This window comes from Allorhodopirellula solitaria (genome assembly GCF_007859855.1).
GTDB lineage: Bacteria > Planctomycetota > Planctomycetia > Pirellulales > Pirellulaceae > Rhodopirellula > Rhodopirellula solitaria.
On sequence record NZ_SJPK01000012.1, the window covers coordinates 60,579 to 76,935 of the forward strand.

At 56.2% G+C, this 16,357-nt stretch carries 20 protein-coding genes and 1 pseudogene; 6 read left to right on the top strand and 15 right to left on the bottom strand.

The window, feature by feature from the left end:
• The first annotated feature begins 1,002 nt into the window (after window positions 1-1,002).
• Both CA85_RS19005 and CA85_RS19010 read left to right on the top strand, forming a co-directional pair.
• On the top strand, window positions 1,003-1,614 hold the full coding sequence (locus CA85_RS19005; protein ID WP_146392944.1) for a DUF1353 domain-containing protein: 612 nt from the start codon (window positions 1,003-1,005) through the stop codon (window positions 1,612-1,614).
• Between the two features lie 92 nt (window positions 1,615-1,706).
• Window positions 1,707-2,240 carry a hypothetical protein gene (locus CA85_RS19010; protein WP_146392945.1) on the top strand — a complete coding sequence of 178 codons (534 nt, stop codon included), beginning with the start codon at window positions 1,707-1,709 and terminating at the stop codon, window positions 2,238-2,240.
• A gap of 964 nt (window positions 2,241-3,204) precedes the next feature.
• Here the strand turns inward: CA85_RS19010 and CA85_RS19015 are convergent.
• The 8 genes from CA85_RS19015 to CA85_RS19045 form a co-directional block, all read right to left on the bottom strand.
• Window positions 3,205-3,666: a hypothetical protein gene (locus CA85_RS19015; RefSeq protein ID WP_146392946.1), complete on the bottom strand. Its 462-nt coding sequence runs from the start codon at window positions 3,664-3,666 to the stop codon at window positions 3,205-3,207.
• A complete protein-coding gene (locus tag CA85_RS19020) occupies window positions 3,650-3,952 on the bottom strand; it encodes a hypothetical protein (RefSeq protein WP_146392947.1) in 303 nt (100 codons plus the stop codon). The genes CA85_RS19015 and CA85_RS19020 overlap by 17 nt, the downstream gene beginning before the upstream one ends.
• Entirely contained in the window at window positions 3,952-4,920 is a 969-nt protein-coding gene (locus tag CA85_RS19025; protein ID WP_146392948.1) for a hypothetical protein, read from the bottom strand. The genes CA85_RS19020 and CA85_RS19025 overlap by 1 nt, the downstream gene beginning before the upstream one ends.
• Before the next feature lie 121 nt (window positions 4,921-5,041).
• On the bottom strand, window positions 5,042-5,482 hold the full coding sequence (locus CA85_RS19030) for a membrane or secreted protein (protein ID WP_146392949.1): 441 nt from the start codon (window positions 5,480-5,482) through the stop codon (window positions 5,042-5,044).
• Window positions 5,472-5,630, bottom strand: coding sequence for a hypothetical protein (locus tag CA85_RS25080; RefSeq protein WP_186775053.1), 159 nt, complete (start codon window positions 5,628-5,630; stop codon window positions 5,472-5,474). The genes CA85_RS19030 and CA85_RS25080 overlap by 11 nt, the downstream gene beginning before the upstream one ends.
• Window positions 5,631-5,738: 108 nt before the next feature.
• On the bottom strand, window positions 5,739-7,220 hold the full coding sequence (locus tag CA85_RS19035; protein ID WP_146392950.1) for an AAA family ATPase: 1,482 nt from the start codon (window positions 7,218-7,220) through the stop codon (window positions 5,739-5,741).
• A 59-nt stretch (window positions 7,221-7,279) separates the two neighbouring features.
• Window positions 7,280-7,474 carry a DUF2997 domain-containing protein gene (locus CA85_RS19040; RefSeq protein ID WP_146392951.1) on the bottom strand — a complete coding sequence of 65 codons (195 nt, stop codon included), beginning with the start codon at window positions 7,472-7,474 and terminating at the stop codon, window positions 7,280-7,282.
• 3 nt (window positions 7,475-7,477) lie between these two features.
• Window positions 7,478-7,840, bottom strand: coding sequence for a hypothetical protein (locus CA85_RS19045; protein ID WP_146392952.1), 363 nt, complete (start codon window positions 7,838-7,840; stop codon window positions 7,478-7,480).
• A 411-nt stretch (window positions 7,841-8,251) separates the two neighbouring features.
• Here CA85_RS19045 and CA85_RS19050 point away from each other — a divergent pair, with 411 nt between their 5' ends.
• Complete coding sequence (locus CA85_RS19050) at window positions 8,252-8,455, top strand: hypothetical protein (protein ID WP_146392953.1); 204 nt, start codon at window positions 8,252-8,254, stop codon at window positions 8,453-8,455.
• Between the two features lie 36 nt (window positions 8,456-8,491).
• Here the strand turns inward: CA85_RS19050 and CA85_RS19055 are convergent, their stop codons facing one another.
• Window positions 8,492-8,719 (bottom strand): hypothetical protein, encoded by a 228-nt coding sequence (locus CA85_RS19055; protein WP_146392954.1) that lies wholly within the window; start codon window positions 8,717-8,719, stop codon window positions 8,492-8,494.
• A gap of 250 nt (window positions 8,720-8,969) precedes the next feature.
• Between CA85_RS19055 and CA85_RS19060 the strand changes: the two genes are divergently transcribed.
• Genes CA85_RS19060 through CA85_RS19070 form a run of 3 tightly spaced genes read left to right on the top strand, consistent with a single transcriptional unit; the run spans window position 8,970 to window position 12,747 of the window.
• The gene (locus CA85_RS19060; RefSeq protein WP_146392955.1) at window positions 8,970-9,254 is read left to right on the top strand and encodes a hypothetical protein; all 285 of its coding nucleotides are present in this window, start codon (window positions 8,970-8,972) and stop codon (window positions 9,252-9,254) included.
• A gap of 7 nt (window positions 9,255-9,261) precedes the next feature.
• On the top strand, window positions 9,262-10,248 hold the full coding sequence (locus CA85_RS19065; RefSeq protein ID WP_146392956.1) for an AAA family ATPase: 987 nt from the start codon (window positions 9,262-9,264) through the stop codon (window positions 10,246-10,248).
• A 15-nt stretch (window positions 10,249-10,263) separates the two neighbouring features.
• The gene (locus CA85_RS19070; protein ID WP_146392957.1) at window positions 10,264-12,747 is read left to right on the top strand and encodes a S8 family peptidase; all 2,484 of its coding nucleotides are present in this window, start codon (window positions 10,264-10,266) and stop codon (window positions 12,745-12,747) included.
• A 351-nt stretch (window positions 12,748-13,098) separates the two neighbouring features.
• Here CA85_RS19070 and tnpC read toward each other — a convergent pair whose 3' ends face one another.
• The 6 genes and pseudogenes from tnpC to CA85_RS26040 all read right to left on the bottom strand — a co-directional run.
• Window positions 13,099-14,025 (bottom strand): IS66 family transposase, encoded by a 927-nt coding sequence (gene tnpC, locus CA85_RS19075; RefSeq protein ID WP_146392958.1) that lies wholly within the window; start codon window positions 14,023-14,025, stop codon window positions 13,099-13,101.
• The gene (locus tag CA85_RS19080; RefSeq protein WP_146392959.1) at window positions 14,025-14,228 is read right to left on the bottom strand and encodes a hypothetical protein; all 204 of its coding nucleotides are present in this window, start codon (window positions 14,226-14,228) and stop codon (window positions 14,025-14,027) included. The genes tnpC and CA85_RS19080 overlap by 1 nt, the downstream gene beginning before the upstream one ends.
• A 129-nt stretch (window positions 14,229-14,357) precedes the next feature.
• Window positions 14,358-14,780, bottom strand: a complete 423-nt coding sequence (gene tnpB / locus CA85_RS19085; RefSeq protein WP_315852721.1) for an IS66 family insertion sequence element accessory protein TnpB — start codon at window positions 14,778-14,780, stop codon at window positions 14,358-14,360.
• Window positions 14,744-15,133, bottom strand: a complete 390-nt coding sequence (gene tnpA, locus CA85_RS19090) for an IS66 family insertion sequence element accessory protein TnpA (RefSeq protein WP_146392961.1) — start codon at window positions 15,131-15,133, stop codon at window positions 14,744-14,746. The genes tnpB and tnpA overlap by 37 nt, the downstream gene beginning before the upstream one ends.
• 282 nt (window positions 15,134-15,415) lie before the next feature.
• Entirely contained in the window at window positions 15,416-15,658 is a 243-nt protein-coding gene (locus CA85_RS26285; RefSeq protein ID WP_456236672.1) for a hypothetical protein, read from the bottom strand.
• Window positions 15,659-16,176: 518 nt separating this feature from the next.
• Window positions 16,177-16,357: pseudogene (locus CA85_RS26040) on the bottom strand (IS630 family transposase); the annotation flags it as partial.

Sequence of the window (16,357 nt, forward strand, 5' to 3'; positions counted from 1 at the left end):
CTGGCGAGCAGTGCTGCCTGGTCGAGGCCGTTCCGGCCAGTCAGCTGACTCTAGAGTGAGATGGTCGAGCGTCTTTGCGTGTTGAATCGATGAGATAGCCTGTGGCTTGTATCCAGTGAAGATGGCCGCAACCGCGCCGGCGGTGAGAACGTCCGGTAACGGCATACTGCAGGTCAGGCATGCTTCGCTCTAGGAAGCCTTAGATGTGCACACATCGTCGTGCAGCCCGTCGAAGCTCCTCGGGCAGAACAACGCAACTAGATGCCCCGGCAACTGGCCAGTAGCTCAATCAGCGATAGCCGCATCATCCAGGCAAACCGTGGTGAAGTGGTGTTGGTGGTAAGGGGCCGCCTACGTGTGGCCGGTGAACGACGGTATGTTGCGACCACGCTAGCAGTTCAAGACTTCCTGCGACGCAGGTGATCTCACAGGGAACTCAATCACGTCGCCTGCTCGGAACTCGCAGGTCGCCTGAGGCGCGCGACGACGTAAGCGACAGAGTTCCTGGAATCAAACTCTCGCCCAGGTATGTCGACGCATGGTTCCGGGCTCAAAAACCCGTGCAATGGTATCGTCCAACGAAATCACCTGACTCCGCCAGGCGAAACTCGTGCAGTCAGTCGTACGCAGCGGGGCAATCTCAGTGCGCTGCAGTCTCGCGTTGAAGACCACCGACCACTTCCATGGGGATTGCACCGCGAGGGTTTTGTGGTGCCTGGACTGGAGTCGCCCTGTCAAGTCGACTCTTCACACCTCCGCGGAACAGTTCAATGCACAAAAGCTGAGAACCCGTTGCTTGACTTAAGGATCGCGAGCCCATAAGATACCCGTCTTCTAGACGGGTGGGTCACCCTCTGGTAAGGTGGATTGCGGCCACTGGCCACCTGATGTATTGCGGGGCTAGCCGACGATAACACCCTCGTGGATCAGAATATCACCCACACGACCGGTGCTGATTCCCTCGTTCCACGATAGATTCAGCTAGTGCCTACAGGTGACACAATGAGACTTACCGCGATTGTTCTTCTGCTGCTATCTGCGCCACATCTGTGTGAAGCAGATAAAGTTCCTGGATTCAAGAAGTCCAAGCCTCCAAGATCTTACGGGCATTTTGAGCCGAACACGCTCGATGTCAGAACCCTTGTTGATGGTCGGCAATACAAACTTCTGCATGATGTAACATACGTTGACAGAAAAGGCACTCGATGGATCGCTCCGAAGGACTCGATTGTGAACGGCGCTTCGATCCCCCGAGCATTTTGGACGTTCCTCGGTGGACCATTTACCGGAAGATTTAGACGCGCCTCCATCGTTCATGATGTCTATTGCGTGACGAGGGAGAGACCAAGTGCAGATGCACATTTAATGTTTTACGAGGCATGTCTTCGAGATGGTGTCCCTCCAATCAAGGCCAAGGTTCTCTACTATGCGGTGCATAATTTCGGTCCGAAATGGAAGCTTGTCGATACGAAGGCCACAGCAGTAGATGAAGTAAAACTGGGGAAACCGCTAGTGTTCCCCGACGCTCCCGAAAAGCAAGAGTGGACCGTCAAGGACGTACAGAAACTGGAGAACTTCATTGCACGCAATGGACTCGATGTCGACAAGCTCTAGCGAACGGCACAGCACGATTACCAATGGAAAATCAACTCGCCCCCCCCCGATGACGGCAGCCGTTTTACCGTCCGAGAAGCTTGAGATCCTATATGACCGACCTAACTAATAGTCAGCAATGGTGGCGCGACCAGCTCGCAAAATCCTTAAATGGTGGAATACTGACGACGATCGCCCTAGGTAGCTGGGTGCTCGCCGCTATGGGCGAAATTGATCGCTACTATTTGTTTGAAGCGAATGTGCCTGAGAATTGTGATGGTGACCAATATTCGGACCTGTGGCGATCATGGGGCCTGCTCGTCCTGGGATCCGTTGGTATCTCTGCATGGTCCGGCACCTGCATATGGATGCGCCGCACCAAACTTCCGAGGACGACCGGGCACGTGTTCTCGACAAACATGGTTCAAAAGACCTGCTTCTCGATTGCATTTGCGTTTCAGTCCATTGTCGTGGCGTTAGTCGGCTTTGACGCAACAAAAACAGAAGGGAATCCAGTTCTTCGCGAGTTTCCGTGCCTGATTGTCACCATACTCCTTGCTTACTCCCCGCTGTTGGTTGTAGCGTGGGCGAGCCGAAACTGGAGGTTTGACGAAGAGGAGTCCCGAGAATCCGAATCGGATCGATGAACTGGTTGCGGGTAGCCATCACACGCGACGTAGCCGGGATTGCGCTTTTTTTAAATCGAACATCAACCCTTCCGATTCGGTGCTGTGAAACGTAATCTGTTGGATGTGATCCGGAAGCCAGCGACGAGCGAAGTTGTGTTCCGACATTTTCCGAACTGTGCCACCCCGTGAATCAGCACGCGAGACCAACTGACATAGAAATCCAAAACGGTTGTTTTAACAATTTCCTATTCAGGCAATTTTGTTTTGTTCTCGGATCGGCAGGTGTTGTCACGCATATGGTTGAGATGTTGCCACTCAGTGGCGTTCCAGTAGTCCTCGGCATATTGATCGTTGTTTTGGGGTGTTTGACAAGCAGACCAAACTCATAAAACTCCGTGTTATTCGACGTCATGCAGCCCCAAGACCGCGGAAGTCGAGCTTAGGTACATAGCCAAATTCAGGCCGCAAATGCAGTTGTCGATTGAGATGCCGCACAGGTGGCCGGCACCATCCTATACCACCCAGCGTGCAGGATCCGCACTCCGCGGTTCCTAGTTCGCTCCATCGGTCTGCTAATACAAGCAGGCCCTGAGCGGCCAGACAGCCAGTGCCCTCCACTCGCCCATGTGCGAGGTAGCCTGCCTGGTCTCGGGTGCACCTATCATTGTGCAACCTAATAACGCTCCCCGGGCGCGGATACCCTGGCGAAGGGACTTTCGCCAGGGCCGTGCGGGGCCTAGGCCGACGATGCCGCTTGTGGGACCAGCTCTCCATCAGATTCTGATGGTCCCCGCTCGTGCTGGCGACGATTCAACACGTGATATGGATCTTCTTGAGCGATGGCGGTGACATCCGCAGCCGGTGCCGCCGTTGAGCCGGTGGAACTATCCGATATTCGGCAAGGCAGTGCTCTGGGGGCTAAAAACCGTGACCGTGATGCGGGAGCATCAGGCCACGGTGACGAGCCAGATCACTGCTGGTGTTAACCGGGCTGGATCTGGCTCTTCAGTTTCTCGATCAACTCGCTCGCCTGCTGCAGAGTCAGGCTCTGCGGAGACCCGACACCGAACTCGGCGTCGAGTTCGCTGGCGAGCCTCACGTTCGCTTTGGAAGCGATCGCGTGGATAGCTCGGATCTGAGCATCCGTGGCCGGACGCACACGGTTGGTGCTTGGCCTCGCGTTCGAATGGATAACGGTCCCGTTGGTGGGGCCGTTGACCTTTCGCGGCTCACTGGGCTGCGACGCCGCGTGCTGCGAGAGCTCGGTGTCGACTTCACGGCGGCAGATTGCGAACGTCCGCCGAATCCGCTCGGTGAGGGTATCGGCGTGGTCGTTCATCAACGTGCTGTCGATCTCAATCTCGAGCTGGCAGGTAGCACAGGCACTGCCATAGTTTGGCTGGCCGACTTTGCGGGTCACTCCCACGCTAAGACGTGTGGTCATCGTGATCTCCATTGTTGTTAGTGGATTTGAATTCTGTACTGGCGAGCCAGTGACGCCGAAGCCACGCGACTTCGGCGTTGAGTGCCTCCGAGCGGAGGCTGAAGGGGCCGAGGACCGGACCGCCAACCGGGTGAAGGTCGGCGGTCCATCGTCCGTCGGTTGTTGGCTCCACGTGCGAGCCACGCTGGATAGACACCCGGCCGAAGCGGCCGAGGTCCAGCCTCTCGTCATAGATCATCCGCAGCGATCCGCTGTGCTCGACGATGATCTCGATACCAGGCGACATCACTTGGACCGACGCAGGATGCTGCGACGGGGGCGATCCGTCATCCAACCCTCGAGCGATGCCTCGACACGAGACAGCTCACTGGCGACGCGGCGACGGACCGTTGATTGATCCCGCAGCTCCTGTGGAACCACGCCACCGACGATGCTCCGGGCGTCCGCGACGAGTCGGTCGAGCTGATCGTCCGACCGAATGTTCAGCCGCTGGAATCGGTCGAAGAACTCCAAGAGGTTGGTGACCGCGGTATCGCGGAAGATCTTGGGCGAGCCATCGTCTTCCCCGCTGAGCCGCTCGGCCAGGTGGCCGACCAAATGCTCCAGCTCGTCGGCGAACGCCTGCTCGGCAAGTTTGACCGCTTCGTCGAAGCGACGCTGCACCCGAGCACACTCACCGTAGTAGAGGTGAGGGCTGACCTGCAGCAGGTACTCCGGCGGATTGCAACTGGGATAGTCCCACTCGATGCCGAACAGTCGCCGCAGGTTGGTGTCGTAGTCGGACGAGTCGAACAGGTTTCCCAGTCGCTCGCGGGCTTGGTCGATCATCTCGTCGAGGTGTGATTCCAGGACTTCGATCGCCTCGGTCAGCTCAGCCCGCACTGATGTCATGAAGACATCGAATGTTGGCACGTCGTCGCGTCGGATCAGTCGCATCCCCGGCTCGGTAAAGGGAAGCGTGTTCAGCTTCCAGTAGTCGGCCGCCTGTTTTCGCACCGCCGTCGCCGCTCGAAATGCGGGGTGGCTCGTATCGAATAGTTTCTTCGACGCCGACACGGACTTGGACTCCGCGTCGAACGTTCCCGCTGCCTGCCGCGTTTGATCCGAGCTGAGCGTCTTGCGAACGCTCGGCCAGTGGATTTTCAGCCGCACGGCAGTGGTTTCAGTCTTCAGACGCTCGCCGACGCTGGCCATCGGGTTGTCGAGGACTTCGGTTGGATCAGCGTGTGGGTTGGTCTCGAGTGTGGTACTCATACTAGATTTCCTATGGAGGTGAGATGGAGCCACGAAAAAACCCCGCAGGCTGTGGCAGCCGACGGGGCAATTCGTGGTTGGTAAGTAGGTCGATGGAGAAAACACACGGCATCGCCGGGTGTCATGATTTGCGTGAGGTAAGACGATCCCGCGAGTCATGGTCCGCGTTGGGTGCGGATTGATGATTGGCGGACTCGATGGCGGTAACCATCTCGTCCATCACCAACTCGCAAACCGCATCGTCCCCGGTGTCGGAGCGACGGGGCCAAAGCAGCACCCCGACGAGGACGACCGGCAGCACGCAACAGATCAGGAGCACGGAGGACGAGATCACGGCCGCCAAGATAGGCTCGCTGCGTTCACGTTCGCTCCACTGCCGTCGGTCGTCCTCCAGGAGGTCGCGTTGATGGCCGACCTCCGCACGCTCGGCTTGTAAGTCCTGCTGCATCCCAAGCCACTGAGCATCGCTGAGGTCACGACCCGAAGGGCCGCAGCCGCAGAGGATGCTAGTGAACAGGAACAGCAATGTCCGACAGTGGACGCTGGCGGTGCTAATCCTCATCGTCGTCACGATAGTAGTGCTCCCGACGTAAGAGTTGTAGACAAAGCGTGTGCATCCCACGTAGCCGCTTCTGCAGTCGCATCACAAGTAGTGAGGCGACGGCAACGGCAAGCGACAGCAGTGCACACACCGCGAGAAGTGGTGACAATGGTGACTCCTTGTTGGTTAGAGTGTGACCTCTTGGCCGGGGGCACAGAGTCAATTGCGGGAAACGCAATTGCCGGACGGTGCTCCCCAGTGCGGAGGTGTTGTTGAATCAGTTGACAGACGGTTGGGTATTGACTCGCCGCCGTGACTTTGGCTTCGCAGAGCACCGATAGATGCCCGACTGATCCGATGACAGACAGCGACCATCAGCCCACTGCCGCAGCCGGTCGATCGACTCTGCCGAGGTGACCGCAATCGGAACCAGGTTCTCGGCAGCTTGCGAAAGCGGCGTGTCGAGCAGTGCCGCCAGCCGGCAACACGACTTGATCTCCGCACCCGTCCACTGCTCATCGCTCGGTCGAGACTCGTCTTCGCTGATCCCGAACTCGGTTCGGTACAGCGACCAGATCTCGTCCTTCTGCTCTCGACCGGGCAGATCCACGAAGAACACCCCGTCGAATCGCTCGGCTCGGCTGAATTCCGGCGGCAGCCGTTGCACATCATTCGCGGTGCAGACGACAAACACGTCCGAGTCGTGGTCATTGAGCCAGGTCAGAAACGTTCCCATCATCCGTGAGGACACGCCGCTGTCGTTGGCACCGCCGGTGGCACCGGCGAATGCCTTCTCGACCTCGTCGATCATTAGCACGCACGGTGCCATCGCATCGACGGTCTGCAACGCCTGACGCGTCCGCTCCTCGGATTGACCGACGAGCGATCCCATCAGGCTGCCCACGTCCAAGCTCAGTACCGGACGATTGACCTCACGGCCCAAGCATTTACAGAATGCCGACTTGCCACATCCCGGCGGCGACAGCAGCATCACGCCACGGGCTCGCAGCGCACGACCACCGCGTGAACGCAACATCGCCCGCCGCGTGAACGCCTTCAATGCGGACAATCCTCCCAGGCTGTGGAAGTCCGCATCACCTTGATGCAACGTCAACAGTCCGGAGCTCTTCAGCGTCTGAGTCTTGATCTCCCAGATCGCGGAAGGCTGTAACCGCTGATGCCGAACCAGTGACAGCGAGAACGCGTTCTCGGCCTCCAATCGTGTCAGTCCCGCCGCCGCGTCGAGCACAGCGTCCAGTTCGTTACCCTCAGGCAACTCTCCGTCCACCGTCGCGACGCCCGCTGCGATCTCCCCAAGCTGCGACCGGTCCGGCCGCTGGTGAGGCACCGTCGCGAACAGCGTTTCGAGTTCCGGCGGTATCTGCACGATCGGCGACAGGACCACCACGAACGTTCGTGCTGACTTGCCCTCGATGACAGCTCGGTAGACCGCTTGGACGATCTCCGCCGACTGCAAGAATCGGTGGAAGTTCTGCAGTACCAAGATCGTCGTGCCATCGGCTTGCCGCAGGGTCCGTAGGGACGCCACGGCGGACAATGGATCGGCAGCTTCGATTTCGAGGTCGCCGCCACCAGGACGATGGAGTCCTCGGTCGACGTCCCACATTGTCAGCTGCCAAGCCTCATCGACGCATAACCGCCCCAGTTCGGCGATCGCGTCCTCGTGCTCTTGAGACTCGATCCAGATGCCGGTGAAGCAGGCATCGACGAGTTCACGTAGTTTTTGAGTCAGTGTCATGCACTGGTCTCCTTCTTGTTTGAGTGATGGGTAGACAAAAGAAAAGCCCGGTCAGCGTGTCACCGCTGCCGGGCTTGTTGTTGTTCGCGGGCGTCAGCCTGAGCGTAGAACTCAGGCTTCAGCCGCTCGCTCTGACGCGAGCCGAGAGCCTGCTCCAGGAACTCGCTGGCTTGCCGGCAATCACTGCCGCCGTAGCCGTTCGTTTCAAGCCTCGATTCGCCATCGGGGCCGACAATCACTTCGATGGTTTTCATCGCTTAGCTCCCCGTGCTCAGAGAGAGTTTGACGCTACCATCGGCGAGCGATTGCTCCGTCACCGAGTAGCCCTTGCGGCGAGCCTCGATCGTCGTCTTCTCGACGGCGTAGGCCTGCAGGAACTCGTCGAGCCGCTCCTGCTTGCCCCAGTGGCCCTGATAGTTGTCGTACTTGGTTTCACCGGTCGTCGTATTGAAAACGACCGGATACCGCCACTGCCGAAGCTGGACAGCGAGCCCTGTCACGGTCTCGCTAAAAAGCTTCACCTCGCCTTCGACCGGCTGATCGAGTCCCAGTCGAACACACCCAGCCCGAACCGCCGCAGCGTCCCGGACCTGAGTAGAAATCTGCACCACGTGCGACATACGCACCTCCTCACAGAGAAATAGGTAAACCCCGGTGGCTACAACGCCACCGTCACCTATATGTAGCGAAGAATGGGTAGCAATTTAGCCCTGCCCGTCGATTTCAGCCTATCGCGAAGATGGCAGTCGCAGAGGGTTTCAACGTGTGAGACAAGAACGGGGTCAAGTGGCCGGGTCGGGGATGGCTTACGGTAACCAGGTCTGTCCAGAGTTCTCAAAAAGAGCCCTACGCCTGAGTGCGTCGGTCGACGAAAGCGGAAACGCCTAGAAAAGTCATGAATCTACTCCGGTGTCGGCCACCGGTGCAATTTCACTCGCAAGATAGCCTAGAATGAGTCCGCGTACCTTTTCTTCTTTCATGGATCCCATCAAAAACTTACCCAAAGCAACCGCAATGCATTCAGGGAGGAAATGCGGCAGGCAATCGCAGCGAATCTGGACATCGATCCCGAGCGAATCCGTTATGGACCGCTCGCGGATGGGAAACCGGGGAGGATGAACACCGCAGGCGATCACTGGCAAATTTACTATCGGGATGAGTGGCAAGAGCTACCCTGGCACTTCGACGGCCCGCTGTGGGTCACGCGGGAGCTGGTTCGAAAGTGGTGGGGATGAGGAAAAGAAGATTTCAATTGGAGCGAGGCGATTTCACTACCCCAGCTGTTTGGCAATAGACAGGGCGTAACCACACTTCTCCGCGACCAGACCAGCGGCACCGGGATCACTCAACAGCGTTTCAGCAAACACGGCCGCCCGTGCTCGGCATGCTTCAAGGGCAAGGTCCTCGTCTGGCAGCGTGTCAGACGAAGCTTCTTGGTGCTCGTATTGCTCAAGCAGGCGGAGCATCGCCACACCTGAAGCAACGGTTCGAGAAGTCAAGGCTGTTAGCCCGCGTCGATTCAACGGAGAACCCATTCATCGTCCAGAAAATCGAGTGTACCGACTATCCGCTTCAGCACACGAGCGACTGGGCAGTCTACGACGGAGTACGCTGGACGCTATGCCTTCCCTCTGAGCACTAGCCAAAAAGCACGAGGCCGCTTGTCGGCTTCATTTTGAAGCACCCACTTCACTTTCGGTGCCAAAAGTCCGATACTATGGACAGGCAACGCTTTCGAAGGGAATTCCAATGACAATCGTTCTGAAGTTCGGTACTGACCAAGTGGACGAACTGGGGGAGCGGATTCGCGGACGATTGGAGCCGAGCAAGGGTGAGCGTCCGGGGCGACCAAGCGACCCGTCGTGGACGGTTCAGCGAAAGCTTTCGATGAGCGACGAGACACTGCGAACATTGGAACTGATTGCCGACTCTATCAGCACAGATTCCCGACGCGTCAGTCCGATGCAGGTTGCCGCCATGTTAGTTGAAGACGCAACGCAACGATTGCGAAGCGACGTAAACCAGAGAGGGTGAAGCCAAGATGGCTACCGCACAACAACTCAAAGCACTGCTGCAAAGCTACAGCGAAGCCGATGGCGAATTGTTCGTCTCGGTTGCGTTGCAGATTGCCGCGCACGAAGCTAAAGCAGGCAAGGGAAGGCTTGCGACTGAGATCAAGCGCCTGGTTGATGATATCAAGATCAAACACAAAGAAGCAAAGGTCGGCGGGTCGGTACCCATTTCGCGACCGGCTGGCGAACTGGCGTCCCTGCTGTCTGCAACGTACCCCGGCACGAAGCTTTCTGAAATGGTGCTGGCACCAGAGCAACGCCAGTCGTTGGAATTGGTTCTACACGAATACCGCCAACAGTCCAAACTACGAGAACACGGTTTGTCGGCACGCCGCAAACTGCTGCTGGTTGGCCCGCCGGGTGTCGGGAAGACAATGACTTCCTGGGCACTGGCCGGTGAATTGAAGCTTCCCCTTTTTACAGTTCAACTGCATTCGTTGATTACGAAGTTCATGGGCGAAACTGCTGCGAAGTTGTTCGCCATTTTTGAGTCAATGCGGCACACTCGAGGCGTCTATCTGTTCGACGAGTTTGATGCGATCGGCTCGATGCGAGAAGGTAGCAACGACGTCGGTGAGATTCGTCGCGTGCTCAATTCGTTTCTTCAGTTCCTTGAGCAGGATGAATCGGATAGCCTCATCGTCGCCGCGACTAACTTGGAAGCGATCTTGGACGACGCGTTGTTCCGCCGGTTTGACGACTACATCCGCTACGAACTTCCGAAAGCAGCCGAGCTTGAACGATTGATCGAGAATCGGTTGGCTGCATTTTCCATCGACCAGCAAAGCATTCAGGAGGCGTCTAGCATGGCGGAAGGATTGAGCCATGCAGAAGTATGTCGAGCATGCGACCAAGCAGCGAAAATTGCGGTATTGGCAGATCGACGGAACATCGGTCCGGATGATTTGGCTTGTACCATCGCTACACTCAGCAAACGAAAACAAACCGTCAAATAGGCGACGCAATAGCGAATGGCTGATTCTCCTCACTTTGTTCTGAAGGACACGCGACAAACGGTGGACTACACAGCGGTCAATCGTGGCGGCACTCCAAAGACCAGTCCGCCACGCCCGGAACGTAAAACTCACGCCGATCAACTTCTGAAGTCGCTGGAGCAAGCGGAGAAGAAAGCGACCGTTCGTCAATCAACTGAGCCAGCAAGAGAAGGGCTTCAGTTCATCCCCATGGTTTTCGACCAGAGTTCAGTCTTTGCTCTTGAGATCGAACAGCTCGAAAACACCTCGCCCGGTACACGAATCGTCAGTGCGAAGGAGCGAGACGGAAAGAAAAATTTCCTGGTCGCTGTGCCTAATAGCGAAGTCAGCAAGTTCGCGGATAAGTTCAGAGACTATCGAGACAAGCAGACCACCAAGAAACAGACGCCGCTGAATGAAAAGCTGGCGTCGAGCATCGCTGAGATCGATGCCGCTGAGCTAGAGGACTATTGGACGGATGCCTCTGAAACGCTGCCACCAAGCGATAAGGCGTTGTGGTGGGAGGTCTGGCTAAACACAGAAATCGCTGACAAAGATGTTGCAGCGTGGTTTCGGGAAATGGCGGGCAAACAGAAAATCACCGTGAGTTCGCAGCAGGTTGATTTTCCGGACAGGACTGTCATTCTTGGCTACGCGAGTTTTGACCAATGGCGGAGTCTCCCCGGCTTGCTCAATTTCTTAGCCGAACTACGCAAGGCAAATATTGTCGCGGGTGAATTCACAAGCTTGCCGCCATCGGGACAAGCGGAGTTCATCAACGATCTAATCGGCAGGACAACCGTTGCCTCGCCGAACGAGGGACGTATATGCATCCTTGATACTGGCGTGAATCGTGGTCATCCGCTGCTGGAACAGTCTTTGACCACTGAAGACACGCAAACTTGGGAAGCTGTATGGGGGGCCAGTGACCATGATGGGCACGGAACGGAGATGGCGGGAGTTTGCCTGTATGGATTGCTCCGTGATTCGCTCTACGGTGATGAAGAGGTCGAACTGAAACATCGTCTTGAATCGGTCAAGATTCTTCCTCCGCAAGGCTCGAACGATGCACCCGACTATGGGCCGATTACAGTTGGGGCTATGGCGCTCGCGGAAATCGTTTCGCCGAACAACAATCGCGTTTACTGCATGGCGATTACTGCTCCCGGCGATGATCAGTGGAGACCAACGCTGTGGTCGGCATCAATCGACCAAGCAGCCAGCGGCTCGAACGACGGTGTTCGTCGCTTGATCGCGATCTCCACCGGAAACATTCGTGAAGACACCGGCAAGAGCTATCCGCACGAGAATTACGTTTCCAGTATTGAAGACCCATCACAGTCTTGGAACGCTCTGACTGTTGGAGCCTATACCGAACTTGCTTGGGTGCAGGAACCGGGCTTAGAAGGTTATTCGCCCATCGCCAGACCGGGGACACTTTCGCCCGGAAGTCGGACTTCGATGTGTTGGGGTGAATCGTCGTGGCCTTACAAACCAGACGTCGTTTTCGAGGGTGGCAATTACGCGGCGGATGCAAGTGGATTCATCACGAACGCAGACGACCTTGAGTTACTCACGACTCGCTCTGAAGCCAGTTCGGACGCATTGCTTGGAACGACGAGAGACACCAGTGCCGCAACGGCAAATGCTGCCCACATGGCGGCAACATTGCAATCCGAATACCCAGCTTTCTGGCCCGAAACGATTCGAGGATTGATCGTTCATTCCGCAGAATGGACACCGCAAATGATCGAAGAGTTTCCAACTAGCGAGCGTCGGAATCGCGTTCGTGTGTACGGGATGGGTGTTCCCAACTTGCAGCGGGCGAGACGGTCCGCTCGTGGAATCGCAACGATGGTGATCGAGGATAGCTTGCAGCCATTCAAATACGGCTCGTCCAAGAACGAAAGCCACGAGATGCACTTGCATGACTTACCGTTGCCGCGAGAAGTGCTGGAGGAACTGGGCAGCACACAAATCAAGATGCGGGTGACCCTCTCTTACTTCATCGAGCCGAACCCGCCGCGTCGTGGCTATGTTGCTCAGTACCAATACGCTTCTCACGGGCTCCGGTTCTCCGTTCGGCGTCCTGAAGAAAGCCCGAAGCGGATGACTCAGCGACTGTCGCGGGCGTTATGGCCTGTCGGTGAAGACGGAAAAAAACACTCTCCGGGAACCGTGAGCGACGACCGCAGTTGGGAGCTGAAAGAAACGGTCGCAACGCGAGGTTCAATTCACTCGGACTATTGGAGTGGAACGGCAGCCCAATTGGCATCATCGAATTTGATTGCGGTGTATCCCGTCACCGGATGGTGGCGTTATCGTCGTGACCAGTCCGTCGTTGAGAGGCAAGCCCGCTACTCACTGATCGTGACAATCTCAACTAACGACGCCAAAGTCGACTTGGTCAGCATGATCTCAAACGAGATCGACAATAGAATCCAAGCCAAAACCGTAATTGAAACAGCGACTGATCTTTAGCCAAAGCTGTCAAATCTCCGTATCGCTCTCGTCTCCACCCTCGTCGGTCGGCGAGTTTTGCAACTCAACGATTTGCTCTCGAAGTACTTCGATGGTTGTTTGCAACGATTCAATTTCCGACTTTAAGTCGTCGACTTTGTCTTCGCTCTCAGACCGGAATTCCTCAATTTCGGAAGCGAGCCTCGAAGTAGCTTCGACAAACGGGTTTTGAACAAACGTGCGTGAACATTTTCGACCAGACTCAGTCGACGTTCTGGTGACAAGCTCTCATTAATTTCCATGAATGGGAGAACCCCCGGGTTCTGGCCACGTTGACCAAGTGCTCGAAGGAATGCCCGGAGTCCAGACGGTCTAGGCCTCACGAAGTTGTCCTTCGATCTGTGACAACCGAGCGATGAATGATAACGCAGTGTTCGCACGAACCCCATCATTATCAATTGCTTGATGCCTATAACGCCGCGCATGAATCCAACACGCCACTTCGCGCACGCGACCACTCGCGTAGATGCAGTCGTATCCCGAATGCGCATCGGCTTGTAGATATCCTTGGTAACCTTCAAGAAGATTCAAAGGCCCGTCACGCTTTCGTTCGATCGTAAAGTCGTAAACCGCGTAAGGATGTAGCCAATCGCCAAGGAAAGGCCAGAATTTGGCTTCTCGAGCGATCCCCGCACTTGGCTCGAGCATCTTGATCGAAGTGTCATCCGTGTGGATGACTTTCGGCTGAAGCACCAAGTACTTCATTCGCATCGCAAGCGGACGGGCCAACTCAGCCAGCTTGATCAGCCAACCACACAGCGTGCTGCGACGAATCTCGAGCCAGGTTCGCAAGAAGATATCTTCGAGGCGATAAAGCGGAGTGTGGTCGCCGGACTTCGAGAGGGTGACGTGCGCACAGAGTCCTGGACCGGGTAAGCCTTTCTCGATCGGTTGCGGCGGCTTGGGAGCGACCACAATGTTCTCTTGGCACGCACGGCAGGCATACTTCACGCGGTCATGCTGGATCACTTCGACACAAGCCGGGATAATTTCGATTTGCTTGCTGCTCTCGACCGCGAACTCGGTGCAGGTCTCACCGCAGCACGCGCACTTGCGCTGGTCTTCGGGTAACTCGTGACGGAGCACTCGGGTCGGTTCGACTTCCGATAAGTCGCGGCGACCATGACCACGACCCTTTCTTTTCTTGCCAGTGGAGTCTTCCTCCCCGGCGGCTTCTTCTTCGGCTTCTGCTCGAAGTTCATCTGCGAGTTCTTTGAGCTCATCGATCGAGAACAACATCAGCTGATCAGGATCGATGCGTTCTTGCCGCGAGCCACTTTCAAAAGTAGCAGTTTGATTTGATGGCGAAGCGACCGAACGAGCGTGTCTTTCTCGGCGATCGTTCTGGCGAACTGCTCTTCGAGTGCCGCTTGGTGCGTGGCGGCTTCTTGAAGCTGTTGCTTCAGTCGTTCGTTTTCGCGTTTGAGTTCAGCGGCATCCATGATGTTCGCTACGCGCCGCCGAGATACCGGTTCGACGGAAATTGAATATTTTCAAAAGAAAAACGCTCACCTGATGGATGACAATCAGGCGAGCGTTTAACGCAGGAACTTGAATCGAGAAACGAATCGTCAAGCGGTCACTGAGTCTTCAACTTTCGCTGTTTCAGGATCTGTGAGCTTGTATCGTTTTCGCCGATGAACATTCTCATAGTCGAGGCCGCGAATAAGCATGAGAAGGTCTTCCCGATTGATTTCGGCAGCGGTTTTGTCATTGCGGATCGAGGGCATCTGAAAGGTTCCCTGCTCAAGCCTGCGGTACCAGATCGCGAGCCCGTCGCCGTCCCAGTAAAGCACCTTCAGTTTATCGCGTCGACGATTGACGAAGAGGAACAGATGACCTGAAAGCGGGGCTTGGCCGAGGGTACCAGCGACAAGTCCTTGCAAGCCGTCGAATCCTTTTCGCATGTCGGTGGGCGAGGTGGCAACGAAGATGCGAGTTGACGATGCAATGCTAATCAAGAGGCGGCCACACGCGAAAGGGCTAGTAGCCAAGCGGTAACGTGCTGGGCGTCCGTCGCCGCATCGGCCCGTAAAGTAATCCCGCGGGGAACGGTGACTTCGACCACGCCTGAACTGGCTGGTCGCTGGTCGCCGTCGGTGAGATCGGCTTGTGAGTTACACGAATCTGAGTCGACAACGCGGACAGGGATGATCGCAGGAGAGTTTGGAGTTTGACCGGACTGCTCATGACGAATCGCCAGTTCACGTCGCCAAAAATAGAACGACGCTTCGGAAACCGCTTCGCGTTTACAAAAGGCTTTTATCGACAAACCGCTGGCGGCGTGCTCATCGAGCACCAATCGCCAAAACTCTTCCTTCTCGACCGACCGCTTCGAACGTGCCATGGGTAAGGTTCCCAAGTTGGAGGAAACAAATTCCGCAAACCTAAACCACCTTGCAAGATGCACTTCACAGAACGCTCACGGTGGAAACGTGTGCGACCGCCACCTCCTCGAGATCAGAGATCTCGCACCGTGCCATTGGAGACATCAGACACCTCGCATTTCAGGAAAATTAGCACCGGCGTCAAAATCAGCCCGTTGCGTCTGATGGGTGGCCACAGGCCCCAGGGAAAGTGCTGTGTCCCTCTGGGGTTCATAGCAGAACACCGCTCGGAGCATCTGATTTTACCAAGCCAGGCGATCGCCCCACAGTAAACCAACGCGATGCAGTCCTGTTACACACATGCGAGCCCAGATCTCGCTGCACAAATCCACCAGCGCCACCACGTTCGCAAAGCCGATGCCGATGGTGACGACTTGCTCGGTGACGCCTACGAATACCTGATGAGGCACGTTGCCACCGAATCCGGCAAACGCAGAGGGCAGTTCTAGACGCCCGTCGAAGTCTCTCGGGTCATATCGTGTCACGAGTGATTGGCATCGGTAAAGCGACCAGCGGTAGCCAGACTATTTTCGATCCAACTTGCGGCGCAGAACTCGCAAACTCGACCTGGATTTCAGTGGCGTTGACGAACAATTGCCAGAAAATTTTCAGAAAAAGCTTGCATCACTCCGCTCTATTGGGGAAGTTAACACCAGTGTCGTAGGAGGACCGAGGATTTCAAGCCGCTAGTGGTCGCCACATCTCTCAATGATGTAGACGGACAACTATCGGTAGCAAGATCGTTATCGGGACTCGATGCCAGTCCGCGTATGATCCATACAGCGGACACGCTGATGATCAACTTCCCGCTTGTACGTAAGCATCTTATGCATCGTAGACATTCCAGAAGTACGAATCGTGTTTGGAGCTTTCTTTCGCGATCTAAGAATTGTCAGCGTTCTGGGGCTCGACGCACGCGGTTTCTACGCAGCGAGACACTCGAGAAGCGGCAGTTGCTGGCGGCCGATCTCGCTGGTGATGATCTTAAGCACATCGGGTGAATTCATTCGGCATAACTAAAAAGCGTGGGCATATAGGTCACGTCTCCGAACTCACCGAGTGTTTTCGTAAGCGTGTTTAGCAGTGTACTGAATCTCTCCCATGCCTCCACAGGGAGCAATTGGTACTTCAGTTTTTTCCAAAGCCCTTCGATCGCATTTAGCTCTGGGCTATAGGGCGACAGA

What these genes read in the sequence shown, in the direction of transcription:
- tnpC (WP_146392958.1), bottom strand. Translation starts at nt 14,025, where the DNA reads ATGTTGTTCTCGATCGATGAGCTCAAAGAACTCGCAGATGAACTTCGA.
- CA85_RS19020 (WP_146392947.1), bottom strand. Translation starts at nt 3,952, where the DNA reads ATGTCGCCTGGTATCGAGATCATCGTCGAGCACAGCGGATCGCTGCGG.
- CA85_RS19035 (WP_146392950.1), bottom strand. Translation starts at nt 7,220, where the DNA reads ATGACACTGACTCAAAAACTACGTGAACTCGTCGATGCCTGCTTCACC.
- CA85_RS19030 (WP_146392949.1), bottom strand. Translation starts at nt 5,482, where the DNA reads ATGAGGATTAGCACCGCCAGCGTCCACTGTCGGACATTGCTGTTCCTG.
- CA85_RS19065 (WP_146392956.1), top strand. Translation starts at nt 9,262, where the DNA reads ATGGCTACCGCACAACAACTCAAAGCACTGCTGCAAAGCTACAGCGAA.
- CA85_RS19045 (WP_146392952.1), bottom strand. Translation starts at nt 7,840, where the DNA reads ATGTCGCACGTGGTGCAGATTTCTACTCAGGTCCGGGACGCTGCGGCG.
- CA85_RS19060 (WP_146392955.1), top strand. Translation starts at nt 8,970, where the DNA reads ATGACAATCGTTCTGAAGTTCGGTACTGACCAAGTGGACGAACTGGGG.
- CA85_RS19010 (WP_146392945.1), top strand. Translation starts at nt 1,707, where the DNA reads ATGACCGACCTAACTAATAGTCAGCAATGGTGGCGCGACCAGCTCGCA.
- CA85_RS19050 (WP_146392953.1), top strand. Translation starts at nt 8,252, where the DNA reads ATGCGGCAGGCAATCGCAGCGAATCTGGACATCGATCCCGAGCGAATC.
- CA85_RS19015 (WP_146392946.1), bottom strand. Translation starts at nt 3,666, where the DNA reads ATGACCACACGTCTTAGCGTGGGAGTGACCCGCAAAGTCGGCCAGCCA.
- CA85_RS19005 (WP_146392944.1), top strand. Translation starts at nt 1,003, where the DNA reads ATGAGACTTACCGCGATTGTTCTTCTGCTGCTATCTGCGCCACATCTG.
- CA85_RS19025 (WP_146392948.1), bottom strand. Translation starts at nt 4,920, where the DNA reads ATGAGTACCACACTCGAGACCAACCCACACGCTGATCCAACCGAAGTC.
- CA85_RS19080 (WP_146392959.1), bottom strand. Translation starts at nt 14,228, where the DNA reads ATGGATGCCGCTGAACTCAAACGCGAAAACGAACGACTGAAGCAACAG.
- tnpA (WP_146392961.1), bottom strand. Translation starts at nt 15,133, where the DNA reads ATGGCACGTTCGAAGCGGTCGGTCGAGAAGGAAGAGTTTTGGCGATTG.
- CA85_RS19070 (WP_146392957.1), top strand. Translation starts at nt 10,264, where the DNA reads ATGGCTGATTCTCCTCACTTTGTTCTGAAGGACACGCGACAAACGGTG.
- CA85_RS19040 (WP_146392951.1), bottom strand. Translation starts at nt 7,474, where the DNA reads ATGAAAACCATCGAAGTGATTGTCGGCCCCGATGGCGAATCGAGGCTT.